Source organism: Paenibacillus cisolokensis (genome assembly GCF_018403665.1).
GTDB lineage: Bacteria > Bacillota > Bacilli > Paenibacillales > Paenibacillaceae > Paenibacillus_AH > Paenibacillus_AH cisolokensis.
Genome location: NZ_BOVJ01000030.1, coordinates 1 through 13,613, shown reverse-complemented (window position 1 = coordinate 13,613; position 13,613 = coordinate 1). Strand labels below are relative to the sequence as shown.

The 13,613-nt window shown below is 56.6% G+C and carries 13 protein-coding genes, 1 pseudogene and 1 riboswitch; of the genes and pseudogenes, 10 read left to right on the top strand and 4 right to left on the bottom strand.

The features are described from left to right. Nucleotides 1-16: 16 nt before the first annotated feature. From PACILC2_RS04345 to PACILC2_RS26310, 7 genes are all read left to right on the top strand, one after another. Nucleotides 17-1,840 (top strand): cache domain-containing sensor histidine kinase, encoded by a 1,824-nt coding sequence (locus tag PACILC2_RS04345; protein WP_244863220.1) that lies wholly within the window; start codon nucleotides 17-19, stop codon nucleotides 1,838-1,840. A gap of 165 nt (nucleotides 1,841-2,005) precedes the next feature. Beyond that, nucleotides 2,006-2,920, top strand: coding sequence for an ABC transporter permease (locus PACILC2_RS04340; RefSeq protein ID WP_372447047.1), 915 nt, complete (start codon nucleotides 2,006-2,008; stop codon nucleotides 2,918-2,920). Beyond that, nucleotides 2,914-3,774 (top strand): carbohydrate ABC transporter permease, encoded by an 861-nt coding sequence (locus PACILC2_RS04335; protein ID WP_062490665.1) that lies wholly within the window; start codon nucleotides 2,914-2,916, stop codon nucleotides 3,772-3,774. Before PACILC2_RS04340 ends, PACILC2_RS04335 begins: the two co-directional genes overlap by 7 nt. 70 nt (nucleotides 3,775-3,844) lie before the next feature. Continuing rightward, on the top strand, nucleotides 3,845-5,014 hold the full coding sequence (locus tag PACILC2_RS04330; protein WP_307860352.1) for an extracellular solute-binding protein: 1,170 nt from the start codon (nucleotides 3,845-3,847) through the stop codon (nucleotides 5,012-5,014). Further along, nucleotides 4,945-5,349, top strand: coding sequence for a type 2 periplasmic-binding domain-containing protein (locus tag PACILC2_RS28435; RefSeq protein ID WP_307860351.1), 405 nt, complete (start codon nucleotides 4,945-4,947; stop codon nucleotides 5,347-5,349). Before PACILC2_RS04330 ends, PACILC2_RS28435 begins: the two co-directional genes overlap by 70 nt. 40 nt (nucleotides 5,350-5,389) lie before the next feature. Then, a complete protein-coding gene (locus PACILC2_RS04325) occupies nucleotides 5,390-6,082 on the top strand; it encodes a phytanoyl-CoA dioxygenase family protein (RefSeq protein WP_244863219.1) in 693 nt (230 codons plus the stop codon). Further along, on the top strand, nucleotides 6,040-6,192 hold the full coding sequence (locus PACILC2_RS26310; RefSeq protein ID WP_244863218.1) for a hypothetical protein: 153 nt from the start codon (nucleotides 6,040-6,042) through the stop codon (nucleotides 6,190-6,192). The genes PACILC2_RS04325 and PACILC2_RS26310 overlap by 43 nt, the downstream gene beginning before the upstream one ends. On the opposite strand, the gene PACILC2_RS26305 is transcribed toward PACILC2_RS26310, so the two are convergent. Together PACILC2_RS26305 and PACILC2_RS04320 are read right to left on the bottom strand one after the other, a co-directional pair. After that, nucleotides 6,189-6,434 carry a Beta-galactosidase C-terminal domain gene (locus PACILC2_RS26305; RefSeq protein WP_244863224.1) on the bottom strand — a complete coding sequence of 82 codons (246 nt, stop codon included), beginning with the start codon at nucleotides 6,432-6,434 and terminating at the stop codon, nucleotides 6,189-6,191. The two genes, PACILC2_RS26310 and PACILC2_RS26305, sit on opposite strands and share 4 nt — an antisense overlap. 18 nt (nucleotides 6,435-6,452) lie before the next feature. Beyond that, nucleotides 6,453-8,121 (bottom strand): annotated as a pseudogene (locus PACILC2_RS04320) (beta-galactosidase); the annotation flags it as partial. 204 nt (nucleotides 8,122-8,325) lie between these two features. Between PACILC2_RS04320 and PACILC2_RS04315 the strand changes: the two are divergent. Next, nucleotides 8,326-9,165 carry an AraC family transcriptional regulator gene (locus tag PACILC2_RS04315; protein WP_213527696.1) on the top strand — a complete coding sequence of 280 codons (840 nt, stop codon included), beginning with the start codon at nucleotides 8,326-8,328 and terminating at the stop codon, nucleotides 9,163-9,165. 21 nt (nucleotides 9,166-9,186) lie between these two features. On the opposite strand, the gene PACILC2_RS04310 is transcribed toward PACILC2_RS04315, so the two are convergent. Then, on the bottom strand, nucleotides 9,187-10,233 hold the full coding sequence (locus tag PACILC2_RS04310) for a hypothetical protein (RefSeq protein ID WP_213527694.1): 1,047 nt from the start codon (nucleotides 10,231-10,233) through the stop codon (nucleotides 9,187-9,189). Between the two features lie 237 nt (nucleotides 10,234-10,470). On the opposite strand from PACILC2_RS04310, the gene PACILC2_RS04305 reads away from it, so the two are divergent. Then, the gene (locus PACILC2_RS04305) at nucleotides 10,471-11,292 is read left to right on the top strand and encodes a VOC family protein (RefSeq protein WP_213527692.1); all 822 of its coding nucleotides are present in this window, start codon (nucleotides 10,471-10,473) and stop codon (nucleotides 11,290-11,292) included. A 13-nt stretch (nucleotides 11,293-11,305) separates the two neighbouring features. Here PACILC2_RS04305 and PACILC2_RS04300 read toward each other — a convergent pair whose 3' ends face one another. Beyond that, entirely contained in the window at nucleotides 11,306-11,491 is a 186-nt protein-coding gene (locus PACILC2_RS04300; RefSeq protein ID WP_213527690.1) for a hypothetical protein, read from the bottom strand. A gap of 59 nt (nucleotides 11,492-11,550) precedes the next feature. Further along, a riboswitch (cyclic di-GMP riboswitch) is annotated at nucleotides 11,551-11,634 on the bottom strand. Between the two features lie 896 nt (nucleotides 11,635-12,530). Here PACILC2_RS04300 and PACILC2_RS04295 point away from each other — a divergent pair. Further along, nucleotides 12,531-13,550 carry a substrate-binding domain-containing protein gene (locus PACILC2_RS04295; protein WP_213527688.1) on the top strand — a complete coding sequence of 340 codons (1,020 nt, stop codon included), beginning with the start codon at nucleotides 12,531-12,533 and terminating at the stop codon, nucleotides 13,548-13,550. The last annotated feature ends 63 nt before the right edge of the window (nucleotides 13,551-13,613 follow it).

Sequence of the window (13,613 nt, the reverse complement as noted above, 5' to 3'; positions counted from 1 at the left end):
GAAAGCGGGTGAGCGAATGATCGCGCGTATGTCTCTGCTGTCGCGCTGGCTCCGGCAAAGGGGTCTGGCGGTGCGGCAGTTTCTGTTTCTGTTCCTCGTCACTTCCCTGCTGTTCGTGCTGCTCGGGTGGATCAACTGGATCGAATCGAAAAAATTATGGGAAGAACAGGCAGCAAGCGATGCCCAGGCGCTGGCCGGCCGGACCAACCAGCTTATCGACGCTTATCTCGACAATGTGCAAAACTTGCTGCTGCTTCTGGCCACGCGGGAGGACCGGGAACAACTGCTGGCCGACGGCAACGAAACATGGGCGACCCAGGCGTTGGAAAATTTGGAGCGTACGAGAAATGCGGTGGCGCGTTCGTTTTTCATCGTCCGCCAGGACGGCAAAGTTTACTCCAACTCGCAGGTGTTTTATGACATTATGGGCAATCCCCATCTGGAGAAGCTGTACGAGCTGTCGCAAGCCCAATACGGAGCGATCAACAGCGAGCCGTACTGGTCGCCGCTTTCGGGCCAGTCCGTCGGTTACGTGCAGCCGATCTACGGCAAAACCGGCCAGAAGCTCGGCATCGCCGTCGCCGAAATCGATTTGCAGCTGCTCACGCAGCAGATTGCGCAGCTTCTGCTGAGCAAGAATCAGTCGTTCGCGATTGTTACCAAAAAGAACAATGTCATCACCAGTCTGCAGATTCCGGACAGGCTGCTGCCTTACGAACCGGGCGTGTATCCGCCGCAGCTTCAGTCCGGCTTTGTCCGCAAGCTGTCCGAGCTGCCGGCAGGCGTCAGTCCGATCGACGGCGCCATCGGGCCGCTCGTGGCTGTGAAAACGAGTCCGAACCGTCTCGGCTGGTCGTTGTATCTGTTCATCGAACAACAGTACTTCGACCAGCATCTCCTCAAGCTGTACGAAAAGTTCCGTTATATCGCCCTGATCTGGATTTCGCTGCTGCTGATCAGCACCTATTTGATGAGCCGCTATTTCACGTCTCCTGTACGAAAACTCGCCGCCAAAATGGACCGGGTGCGCGATGTCGAGGTGCTGTCACCCCTGAACGTCAACCGCGAGGATGAGATCGGGCGCCTGGCGCACAGCTACAACGAGCTGCTGGAGCGGATTCAGCAGCTTCTGCAGGAAACGAAAAACGCCGAACGGCGCAAAAAAGAGTACGAGCTGAAAATGCTGCAAAGCCAGATCGCGCCGCATTTCCTTTACAACACGCTCGCCTGCGTGAGCAGTCTGGCCAGACAGCGCAAAACAGACGAAGTCCGCGACACGATCAAATCGCTTGTCGGACTGCTGTCATTCAGTTTCGATAAAAGCACGGAATTCGTCACGCTTGCCGAAGAGCTGGAAGGTCTGAACCGGTACGCCCAGATCCAGCAAATCCGCTACGGCGACAAATTCAGGCTGCTGGCGGACGTCGAACCGGCGGCGCTGGAGGCGCGGATGCTGAAGCTGACCCTGCAGCCGCTGGTGGAAAACAGCATTTTCCACGGGCTGGCGCCCCGCAAAGCGCCGGGCACGATCCTTGTGCGCGGACGGATAACGGCCCGCGGCACGCTGCGTCTGACAATCCGGGATACCGGCATCGGCATGGACGCGGCGCAGATCCGGCGTGTCTGGGAACCGGACGGACGCCCGCGTTCGCGGCAGCGGTTTACCGGGATCGGCGTCAAAAACGTGCATGAACGGATCCGCCTGTATTACGGCGAACGTTACGGTCTGCGGATCGCCAGCCGGCCGGGCATCGGCACGGTCGTCCGGATCGAGATGCCGTTCGAGCCGATGCCGGAAGGCGTCCGGGAAGCCTTCGGGCCAATGCCGCTCGATTCGTAACAGCGGTTTCAAAAATCGGACAGTTTTGAACTTTTTCGGCATAACGCCCCTTGAATAACCGTTGGTATACTGATGTCACAGCAATGAAAGCGCAATCATATAGGAAGGGGGAGTGCAATGGAGCAGACAACGGCGGCCGCCTCTGCCGCCCGGGCCGCGCCGCGGATGAGCGCCCGGCAGCTGGCGCGCAAGCTGTGGCGGTTTCGGGCTTTCTACGCGATGTTGTTGCCGGGCGTCGTATGGTACGTCATTTTCAAGTATTTGCCGATGTACGGGGTCATCATCGCGTTCAAAGATTTCAATATGATGGACGGCATGCTCAAAAGCCCGTGGGCCGATCCGTGGTACAAACATTTTGAAGCGTTTTACAACTCGCCTTATTTCTCGCAATTGCTCGGCAACACGTTGATCATCAGCTTTTACAAGCTGGTCTTCGGCATGGCGCCGCCGATTCTGATGGCGCTGCTGCTCAATGAAGTGCACGTGCGCTGGTTTAAGTCGGTCGTGCAGACGCTGACCTACATGCCTCACTTTTTGTCTTGGGTGATCATCTACGGCATATTGCTCGCTCTCTTGTCGCAAACATCCGGAATCGCGAACCGCTGGATCGAAGAGTTGGGCGGACAGTCGATCCCGTTCCTTACGTCGACGGGCTATTTTCGCGCGATTCTCGTCGGCTCGGACATCTGGCAGAACCTCGGCTGGGGAGCGATCATCTACCTGGCGGCCATCGCCGGGATCGATCCGATGCTGTATGAGGCCGCGCGAGTGGACGGAGCCAGCCGGCTGCGGATGATCTGGCACATTACGCTGCCCGGGATCCGCACCGTCATCGTTCTGCTGCTGATCCTGCGGCTCGGCCATATCCTCGATGCCGGATTCGACCAAATCTACATCATGTACAACGTTCAGGTGTATCCGGTGGCGGACATTCTCGACACGTGGGTGTTCCGTACCGGACTGCAGCAATTGAATTTCAGCCTCGCTTCGGCGGTGGGCCTGTTCAAATCGGTCATCGGTCTGGCGCTCGTCGTGCTGTCCAACCGGTTAGCGAGACGATGGGGGGAAGGCATATGGTAAGAAACCTGGAAGACCGGGTGTTCAACGCCGTCGTCTACACGGTACTCGGCTTCGCCGCCTTGACCGCAGTCCTGCCGCTCTTGTACGTCCTTTCCGTATCGCTGACTCCGTTCGGGGAGGTGTTGAAAAACGGCGGCTTCATCCTCATTCCGAAGTCGATCACGCTCGAAGCGTACCACCGGCTGCTGTCGGACTCCAATATGCCCCGCGCGTTCGGGGTCACCGTGTTCATCACGGTGGTCGGCACGGCCGCGAATCTCGTACTGACGGCGTTGATGGCGTATCCGTTAAGCAGACGGAACTTGCCGGGCCGGGGACTGTTTCTGTTCATGGTCGTATTCACGCTGCTGTTCGGCGGCGGGATTATCCCGACGTATCTGATCGTCAAAGCGGTCGGTCTGACCGATACGGTCTGGGCGATGATCGTGCCGAACGCGGTCTGGAGCTTCAACGTGCTGGTTATGAAAAGCTTCTTCGAAAACTTGCCGGAGGAGCTGTTCGAGTCGGCCCGCATCGACGGCGCCAAAGATTTTCGCATTCTGCTGCGGATCGTTATGCCGCTATCGATGCCGGTTGTGCTGACGATCGGCCTGTTTTACGCGGTCGGGCACTGGAACGAATTTTTCCAGGCGATCATGTACGTGACGGACCGTACGCTGTTTCCGCTGCAGGTCATCGTTCGGGAATTGCTGATGCTGACGCAGCAGCCGCTGGAGAATGCGGAAAATATGCTGCCGACGGAAACGATGCAGATGGCATCGGTCATTTTGGCCAGCGTGCCGATTATCTCGGTGTATCCGTTCATTCAGAAGCATTTTGCCAAAGGTATGCTCCTTGGTTCGGTCAAGGGGTAATTAACGAAAAACGAAAGAAAGAAGGGGATCGCATGAACGTTCGCAAAAGTGGCTGCGCATCTGGAGTGCGGTGCTGCTGTCGGCGGGCTTGCTGGCCGGTTGCGGGATCGGCGGAACAGGCGAGACAAGCGGAACAGGCGGCGGCTATCAGGCGGAGGAAGCGTATTCGCCCGCCGGTTCGGGCAAGCCGGTCAAGCTGGAGATTATCGAAACCGGCAGCGGCCTGCCGGCGCCGGATCAGGACATCATCAAGCAGGAACTCGACAAAGCGCTCAACATCGAGCTCAATTTGACGGTATACGCTTCGGGCGACGATTACAAAAATCAGTTGAACGTCCGGATGGCGTCGGGCAATTTTCCGGATCTGTTCGCCGTGGACCGCACGTCGATCAAGCAATTCGCGGAGCAGGGCCTGCTGCTCGACCTGACGCCGTACCTGGATAAGCTCGAACAGGCGGCGGCCTATATCGGCGAAGACAGTCTGAAGAAAGGGACGATCGACGGCAAAGTGTATGCGATCGCGAAGTCGCCGCAAATCCCGTACAACACGTACTGGGTCCGCCAGGACTGGCTGGATAAGTTGAATTTGCAGCCGCCGGCGACGATCGAAGAGCTGCTGGCGGTCGCGAAGGCCTTCACCGAGCAGGATCCGGACGGCAACGGGAAGAAGGACACGTACGGGCTGACCGGCGGCAAGCTGGGCGCGTTCGCGCCGGTATTCGGCGCATTCGGCGTCGGCATGCCGGGCAACTTCTACGTCAAGGACGGCGAACTGGTCAACGCGTTTTACGATCCGGGCACGAAAGACGCATTGGCGTTTATCAAGACGATGATCGAGGCGGGCGTTGTCGATCCGGAACTGCTCGCCAACACCGGACTGCAGCACCAGCAGAAGGCGATCAAAGGACAGGCGGGCATCGTCTGGCTCGATTGGCCGAACATGACCAAGGAGGAATATGTGAACCAGATCAAAGCCGTCAACCCGAACGCAGCGTGGATACAGATCGCGCCGCCTATAGGTCCCGGCGGGCAGTACGACGGATCGTGGGATATCGGCGGAACGCCGGGAATGTATGCGATTCCGAAGTCGCTGGAGAAGGAACCGGAGAAGCTGCAAAAGTGTTCGATCTGCTCAATTACGTGTCCGATCCTGAAGGCGGGGTGCTGCTTGTGCAGTACGGGGTGGAAGGCAGCCATTTCAACCTGGAAGACGGCAAAGTGGTGCCGACCGAGCTGTTGAGCAAGGAAGGCGCCTACTTCTGGCTGTACCAATTCACCGGCCGGCCGGAAATGGAGTATTTGATGGTGAAGTTTGCCCAGCAGGCCGAATACATCGAATTTGCGAACAGCCAGCCGCGGATTCAGACGCTGAACGGTTTCGTCGACAATCCGGACGGATATAATGCGGCGGACGCGAACCGGTATGCGGAAGAGGAATTGGTGAAATTCATTTACGGCAAACGGCCGCTCGACGAGTACGATCAATTTCTGAACACGCTGGAAACGTCGATGAATTATAAGCTTTATCTCGATTCCGCCGTCGAGCAGCTGAGCGCTCTCGGCTACGGAAAGTAGCGGGGACGCCGCAGAAATTCCGGCAAAGGAGAGAGGCAAGATGAATCCCGTTCAACCGGACATTCCGGCATTGGTGAAGCAGTTCGAGGAAGAAGGCTATCTGCTGTTGCGAAACGTGCTGCCGCAGGAGCAGGTGGACCGTCTGAACCGGGCGATTGACGAAATGATCGCAGAAGAGCCCGAATCGCTGGCCTATAATATTTATCATGCTGTCGAGCGCCATCCGGAAATCGCCGACTTAATCGACCAGCCGACGATCCTCCCGCTGATGGTGAATCTGCTCGGATACAACATCCAGCTGCACATTTCCCATCTGACGATCCGCAGGCCGAATCCGGATGACGTCAAGACGTCGACTTCCAGCTTCATTCATTGGCACCAGGACGGACCGCATCCGCCGTTTCCAAAAATCAACGGCTTGACGGCCACATACTATATCAAGGCTTGCTATATTTTAAGCGACATGTCGGAGCCGGACCGCGGCAACACGAAAATTATCCCGGGCAGCCACAACATTCCGGACTTCAATCCGGCCACCACAGATGTCAGTACAAAGCTGGAAGGAGAGGTGCAGATTTGCGGCCAGCCGGGCGATGTCTTCATTTTCCGCAAACGATTTGGCATGCCGGCGCGCCGAACCGGTCGAATTTCGAAAGAAGGCAGCTGTTCCTGGGCTACAGTCCGATCTGGATGCGGCCGATCGATTACCACAAGGCGTCGGAACGGCTGCTGAAAGACGCAAGTCCGATCCGACGCCAGCTGCTTGGCGAAATCAGCGACAACAAATTCAAGTATTATGTGCCGGAAGAATCGATGGTGCCGCTCAAGTCATTATATCGTTAATTCGACAAGATGCTTACGCCTCTGCCCGCAAGCGTGATGACGCCGGACACCGCCTGTCCCGTCAACAGATCCTGCGTATATTCCGGACCGACCTTGACCGTTGCTTCCTCGGCGTTGTGGTTGAGCAGGAACAGAAACGATGAGCCGTCCTTGGAGCGGCGGGTGACTTCAACGCCTGCCGGAGCGTCGGCCAGCGGCGTGACGCCTTTTTCTTCGCACAAGTTGGCAAGCAGAGCGTCCACGAACGCGCTTTCCGGGCTGGAGGCGATGTAGTAAGCCTGTCCTTTGCCGAAACGGTTCCGGGTGAGCGCCGGCATGCCCTTATAGAAGTCGGCGCCGTATTCGGCCAATACTTCTGCGCCTTCCGCGTGGATCAGGTCGCACAGAATGCCGCACGAATAGCTGCCCTTCAGCGCGCCAATCTCCTGCTTCATGACGATCCGGTTGGTTTGATCCGGCAGCAGCGCATCGATCTCTTCGGCCCAGATGCCGAGCAAGGGGCGCAGTTCTCCCGGATATCCGCCGATCGTCACCAGATCCTTCTCGTTAACGATGCCGCTGAAAAACGTGGTCACAAACGTGCCTCCGGCTGCGACGAATCGTTCCAGCTTTTGGGCGAAGCCCGGCTTCACCATATAAAGGACCGGCGCGATGACAATGTCGTATTGGTCCAGGTTTTCCTCGACGCCGATCATGTCGGTCTGAATGTTCATTCTGAACAGGGAGTCATAGTACTTGTGAATCTCGTTGACATAATTCAGCGCGATGGAAGGGCCGCTGGACAGCTCGATCGCCCACCGGTTTTCCCAGTCGTACACAATCGCGACTCTGGCATCGAGGCGGGAATCGAGAAGCTTGTCTCCCAGCTGCTGCAGCTCGCGGCCGAGCTCCGCGGTTTCGCGGAATACGCGGGTATGCTCATGTCCGACATGCTCGATAACGGCACCGTGGAATTTCTCGCATGCTCCGATCGAACGGCGAAGCTGGAAGAACATGACGGTATCCGCGCCGCGGGCGACGGCCTGGTAGCTCCACAGACGCATAACTCCCGGACGCTTCAAGGAATTGTACGGCTGCCAGTTTTGCTGGCTCGGCGTCTGCTCCATCAGCATGAACGGCTGTCCGCCTTTCAGGCCGCGCATCAAATCATGCGTCATCGCCGTAAAGCTGACAGGCGTATCGATGGCCGGATAGTTGTCCCAGGAGACGACATCCATAGATTTGGCCCATTCGAAGTAGTTCAGCTCCGGATAGAAGCCCATCAGGTTCGTCGTAACCGGAATATTCGGCGTCTTTTCCTTGATGGCCCGATATTCCAGCTTGTAGCAGTCAAGCAAACTGTCGGACATAAAGCGGCGGTAATCGAGCGAGATGCCCTGGAAGTTCGTGCGGTTGCCGCCCCACTCCTCGCTCAGTTCGTTCGGAGGAACGATTTCGTCCCAATCGTAGAAGGTGTGTCCCCAGAAACGGGTATTCCATGCCTGGTTCAGATGATCGAGCGTCGAGTAGCGGGCCTTCAGCCATTCGCGAAAGCCGGCCGCGCAACGTTCGCAATAGCAGTATCCGCTGTATTCGTTCGAGACGTGCCAGATCAGCAAGGCCGGATGATCCTTGTAGCGTTCGGCGAGCACCCCGGCCATTTTTCGGCATACTTCCGGTAGGTCGGGCTGTTCGGGCAGGAATTGTGTCTTCCGCCAAAAGCGCGCTTGCGGCCCTGATAATCCACTCTCAGCACATCCGGATATTTTTGGCCATCCAGGCCGGATGAGCGGCCGTGCCGGTTGCCAGACATACATAAATGCCGTTCCGGTACAGTCTGTCGATCGTTTCGTCGAGCCATTCCAGATTATAGGTGTCTTCGTTCGGCTGATTCAGAGCCCAGGAAAAGACATTGACGGTCGCGACGTCGATTCCGGCCAGTTTGAACATTCGCATATCTTCCTTGACCGTCTCCGTATCCCATTGCTCCGGGTTGTAATCTCCGCCATACCAAATTTTCGCAAGCTTTTCGTTGATCATCCCTTACACCTTCCTGTAATGTAAGAATATAATCAGTTTAACGCGCAACAGACAGGCCGATATATATAATAAAAATGTTTGGACATATAAAAATATTGCAAAGGTTTGTGCGGTATGACACGCCACAGAAGAATGGTTTATCCTTCAAGCTATGATCAGCCTTTGCCGATCAAGGTGGAGACGATCGGCTACAATCATGACCAGGAAACCGTCAGCCGGCCGCAAGGGTACCCGCTGTTTCATTGGCTTCAGACCGTCAGGGGAGAAGGCCGCATTGTCATCGGCGGCAGGCGGGAAAGCCTGCCGGAGAATAGCGGCATCCTGCTGTTTCCGAACGAGGAGCATGCTTATGCGCGGACGGCCGAACGGTGGGAGACGATATATTTGACGTTTGGCGGGGAAGCGGCTGCGGAAATCGTAAATTCCCTCGAGATGACAAACTCGGCGATTTACTACTGGGAGGCGGGAACGGGGTTCGCGCAGATGCTTCCGGACACGCTTGCGCAATTGGAGCGGGAGGAAGACCGGTTCGGTCTGAATGCTTCGGCCAAAGCCTATCATTTTCTGATCATGCTCCGCAAATACGGACGACAGCACAAATCGTCCGGCATCTCCCGCAATCTTGGCAAGCTGAGCCCATTGACCGATTGGTTGGAACGCCATTACGGAAATCCTGGCATCGGACTGGCGGAAATGGCGGAATGCCTCGGCGTGTCGGTGCGAATGCTGAACATGCTGTTTCGTGAAACATATGGCATTACGCCTTACAACTATTTGTTGCACCTTAGAATCCAGAAAGGGAAGGAACTGCTGACCGGAAACCGGAAGCTGACCGTCAAATCCGTCGCCGGGCTGACGGGCTTCCGGGATGCCAGCCACTTTATCGCCACCTTCCGCAGAATCGTCGGCATGTCGCCGGAGAGGTTCCGAAAGCTTTTTAGGCCGGAATTCTAGGCCGGATGCGCCGGAGCGGCCTCACCGCTCCTCCGTAATGTCCGGATTCGCCGACATGATGGCCTCGGCCGTCTCCCAGAGCGCGGGGAGGAAGCGGATGACGGCCTCGGCGCGGCGGCGGAGATCGCCGTAAGACGGAATGCCGAGATCGGCGAGCAGCGCTTCGAAGGCGGGAGCATGCGCCTGCCGCGCCTCCGGCGGAGCGTCTGCGGCCAAAATTTTGTGGCAGCGGGCATAGGTTGCGGCGATCCAGAATACCGCTTCGCGATGATGGCCTGCCCGAATAAGCTCGCGGCTTCCGTCAATCACGATCGGCCGCGCGGCGGCGGTAATGTCGCTGCTGAAGAAGAACGGCGTTCGGGCGGCATCCGCTGCGGCGTCGAACGTGCGGGCGAGCCCGGCGAGATGATGTTCGACGCGCTGCGGAGACATGTCGGCGCATCCGAGCAGCTCCAGCAGCTCGGGGTAGACGCCGTCATGGCCGTATTCCGCCAGGACGCGGCGCGCGGCCAGGTAACGGAGCCGCACCGTAGGGTTGCGAAGCGCCGCGACGAGCAGCAGATGCGTCGTAATGCCGGTCGGGAACAGCCAGGCGGTTACCCGGTCGTGCAAGGGGGCGTCCGCGTCGATCGACCGCAGCCCGTCCTCGATCTTCTGCCGGACGTTCAGGCAGCGGCGGCGCACCCAGGTCCGCCCGGCATAACGGCGGGCAACTTCGGTTTGCAGCCGGCGCAGATGCCCCGCCGGGTCGGCGAAGATCGTATCGATGCGAAAGCTGGGCGCCAGATGGTAGTTCGTCAGCACCTGCTCCGCCGAGGCGAGCAGGTGCCAGGACAGATAGGTGATCTCCAGCAATGCGCCCTGGTAGATGAGTTTCCCCGGCTTGAGCGGCGGCTCGGCTTCCGCCGTGACGACGACGATGTCGATATCGGACGCCGCCGGAAGCTCCGCTTCATCGGGAAGCCCGACCGTCGAACCGCTGAAATAGGCGCCCCGGAACCAATTCTCCCGCGCGGCATGCTGCCTGACCCACTCCGCCGCCGCCGTTCTTGCTTCTCCGACTTTCATCGCAATCATCTCCCCGTGCTTCAGAATGGAACAGTTGGAGCAGCTTGCCGCGAAAACGGCTTTACATGTCTCCGATCATACTTGAAAAGATGGCCGGCGCCAACAGTATATTGGATTTTTAAGGAAGGATTTCCAACATCGAAAGCGAATCCTATATCCGCAAGATATAGACGGATATTTCCATGCCAAGGTCAGGAAGAGGACGGTATGGCATTTCAAAAAAGGAGAGAACGAAAAATGGAGGAAAATCCCGGATCAGTGTCATCACCCGGCACCTTCCGGCCGATTCCGCTGGAAAACCGGATCGCCAGCGTATTCGTTCATGTGACGGATTTGCGCCGAGCCGCGGAGTGGTACAGCCGCCTGATGGGGCTTCCCATACTCGAGGAGCGCCTGAACGGCGGACCGGTGTACTGGTTCGACCTTCCGGGGACGCATCTTATTCTCGATTCCAACACTGCCAACAGGCAGAATCCGGAATGGCGGGAGGAGATGATGCCCTGGTTTATGTTTCCCGCCCGGGACATCGACGAAGCTTACCGTTATGTGGAGGAACGGACGGAGCCGTTCTTCGAGCCCGAGCGCCACGGCACGATGGCCTGCTTCAATTTCCGCGACCCGGAGGGCAATGCGCTGATGGCTTGCTGGACCGCCGGGACGAGCGCGGAGGAGGCCGAACTGCCGGCGCAAAGCCCCATCCTGTCCCGGATCGGCGGCGTATTCGTGGATGTGAAGGACATGCGGACGGCCGCGCGCTGGTATACCGGGCTGCTCGGACAACCTTTCGACGAACACCGGGCGGAGCAGCCGATCTATTCCGTCCCGGTTGCCCGGGGAGCGGCGCTGCTTCTTGACCGGAACCGCCATTTGAACGGGGAGACGTTCACCGAGCTTTTTTATTTGGAGACGGAGGATTTCGATGCCGCGCTGGCGTATGTCCGCCGCCAACGTTTCCGGCTTGCGGACGAGCCCCGGCATTTACACGATCTGTCGGAATTCGCGCTGCTCGATCCGGACGGCAACCGCATCGTCGTGGCGCAGATGAAGAAACGGTCATAAGGAGAACGATGGGCTAGCGGCCGGATGCCGTTTTAACGAATGCGGTTTCATTTACGGAGACGCACGTCTCTTCTTTCGCCAAGTTTTCCGTGAGCGGAGCGGTGCGAGAATCCAGATTCCGTTCGAGCCAGAGATGGTAACGGCCGGCTGGAATCCCGAGCTGCTCCACCATTTCGGTTATGTCGAGAGAACGTCTCACTTCAGAACTCCTCCTCTGTACACAAGATGTCAGCTGAAAATAAAAAAAACCCTCTCGCGATGAAAGAAGGCCGGTTGCACTACTAGCTCCACCAGTCCAAAGTGCCCAAAGTAAGTACTGGCTTCTCTGCTCCCTATATATATAGGTCAATTATAGCTCTTCCCAATACCGGGAAAAGGGTGTAAAATTGTATGATTTTGTCGAATGAGATCAACATTTGCTGGAGCGTCGGTGTGCCTTGTCTTACCGTCTAATTATCTCCTGTCAGCTGACCAACTCTGCCATTCGTCAAATTGTCTCTGGACGTTGGTGTCCCGTCCTTTCAGCGCCCCCCCTTTCAGCGCCCCCCTTCTCCCGGCAGATTCTTTGGCGAAAATCCTGCAAAAATGCAGGATTTTAGCCTAAATAGACGACTAGGGTGTAAAATTATGCAAAAATACAGTAATTTTTGGAGATTTTCGCTTGTCTGGCTTGAACGGGTCAAAAAAACTGTATAATCGCAGGAATTTTTGCGTTTTGGTTATTTTACGCCCGAAAAATTGTATTTTGTCAACTTTGCTCTTGTATTGGGTTTCTATCTTTCGGATACCAGCCGCCGGGGAACCGGAGTAAGCAAGCATTTTCGGGATTAGTGGGCAGTTCGCAGCGGGATTGCTGGCATTGGCGCAAGCGAATAGGACGTTGGCGGGTCGCAATAAGGGCTCAGCGGGGGGCGCGAGCGAATAAGGCCCGGCCGCCATCCTGTTTAAGCATTCACCGCGAGACAGCATCGTCCTCACACAAGTACGACGGAATCGCTTCTGCTTGCCGGATTTAGTCGAATTTATCTTTTGGTTTGGTGTTTTCATAACAAAATGAACGGTCATTGCGCAGCCGCTTCCGCAGAATCGGCCTTCCTTGTTCCGGGTTTGATTTTTTGTTTTCTACAACCAAACGTTTTGTTATGATATTGCTGTATAAGGAGGACGCAGCCGGAAACGGAAAGAACCGACAAACTAAACCTAAGGATGAATGGATGAGCTGACATGAAAGGAAAAAAGTGACAATACAAGAGATCGCGGATCTTGTAGGTGTCTCCAAATTCGCCGTGTCCCGCGCGCTGAGCTCAAAGCCCGGCGTCAGCGCCCAGACGAGGGAACTGATTTTAAAGGCGGCGGGGCAGCTCGGTTATTTCAAAAATAACGAATCGAGACGGGTTGCCGATGACCCGCCTCCGGCGCCTAAAGACAGCAAGCTGGCCGGTACGATCGTCGTGCTGTTTCCCAATATCCGATACCAGAACAAGGATTCGGTTTATTGGGGGCCGGTTTTCGAAGGGATTACGAGCCGTTTGAACCAGGAGGGAATGGATATTCTGACCTTGACCGAGCCCTCCGGCGATCCCATGTTTTCCGTGCTCAATCCGGAAGCGATCCGGGGAATTATTACGATCGGCACCATCTCGACGCAAATTTTGCTTGATATCGGCCGCCTGAACATCCCGGTCGTCATGGTCGATCATGTCGATCCGGCCTTCCGCTGCGATACCGTGTTTGCGGACAATTTCAACGGCATGCGGGAAATGATGCTCAAGCTTGTAAGCAAAGGCTACCGGAAGTATCAGTTTGTCGGCAACATTCGATATGCGCAAAGCTTCTACGAGCGCTGGCTGGCCTTCAAGACGGTGCTCGAAGAGTACGGCATTGCGCTGAACCAGGATCCCCGTTTGAACGGTCCGGACGCGGACGACATTTACAAGCTGTTCCAGAAGGAAACGTTTGACGAGCTGCCTGAAGTGTTCGTCTGCGCGAACGATTCGAACGCCGCTTTTTTGATTGACGAGCTTCGCAAGCGGGGATTGGACGTGCCGCAAAACTGCATTGTGACCGGATTCGACAATACCAACGAAACGCATCCCATTTTCGCCACCGTCAATGTCAAAAAGGAATGGCTCGGCATGCGGGCGGTGGATCAATTGTTGTGGCGAATCATGAACCGGGATTACGCGTTCGAACGCAAATTGATCCATGTCGATATTGTCGTGAGGTCGGAGTATGCCAGACTCCCATTAACGGAATAAAACGAAGAATCAAACGGTTCTTCAATTACGCATCTTCCCTTGGCGGGAAGGTGCTTTTTTTTT

Bases quoted from the DNA above. Each gene is read 5' to 3' on its own strand.
- PACILC2_RS04345 (WP_244863220.1), top strand. From the start codon at position 17: ATGATCGCGCGTATGTCTCTGCTGTCGCGCTGGCTCCGGCAAAGGGGT.
- PACILC2_RS04340 (WP_372447047.1), top strand. From the start codon at position 2,006: ATGAGCGCCCGGCAGCTGGCGCGCAAGCTGTGGCGGTTTCGGGCTTTC.
- PACILC2_RS04335 (WP_062490665.1), top strand. From the start codon at position 2,914: ATGGTAAGAAACCTGGAAGACCGGGTGTTCAACGCCGTCGTCTACACG.
- PACILC2_RS04325 (WP_244863219.1), top strand. From the start codon at position 5,390: ATGAATCCCGTTCAACCGGACATTCCGGCATTGGTGAAGCAGTTCGAG.
- PACILC2_RS26310 (WP_244863218.1), top strand. From the start codon at position 6,040: ATGCGGCCGATCGATTACCACAAGGCGTCGGAACGGCTGCTGAAAGAC.
- PACILC2_RS04315 (WP_213527696.1), top strand. From the start codon at position 8,326: ATGACACGCCACAGAAGAATGGTTTATCCTTCAAGCTATGATCAGCCT.
- PACILC2_RS04310 (WP_213527694.1), bottom strand. From the start codon at position 10,233: ATGAAAGTCGGAGAAGCAAGAACGGCGGCGGCGGAGTGGGTCAGGCAG.
- PACILC2_RS04305 (WP_213527692.1), top strand. From the start codon at position 10,471: ATGGAGGAAAATCCCGGATCAGTGTCATCACCCGGCACCTTCCGGCCG.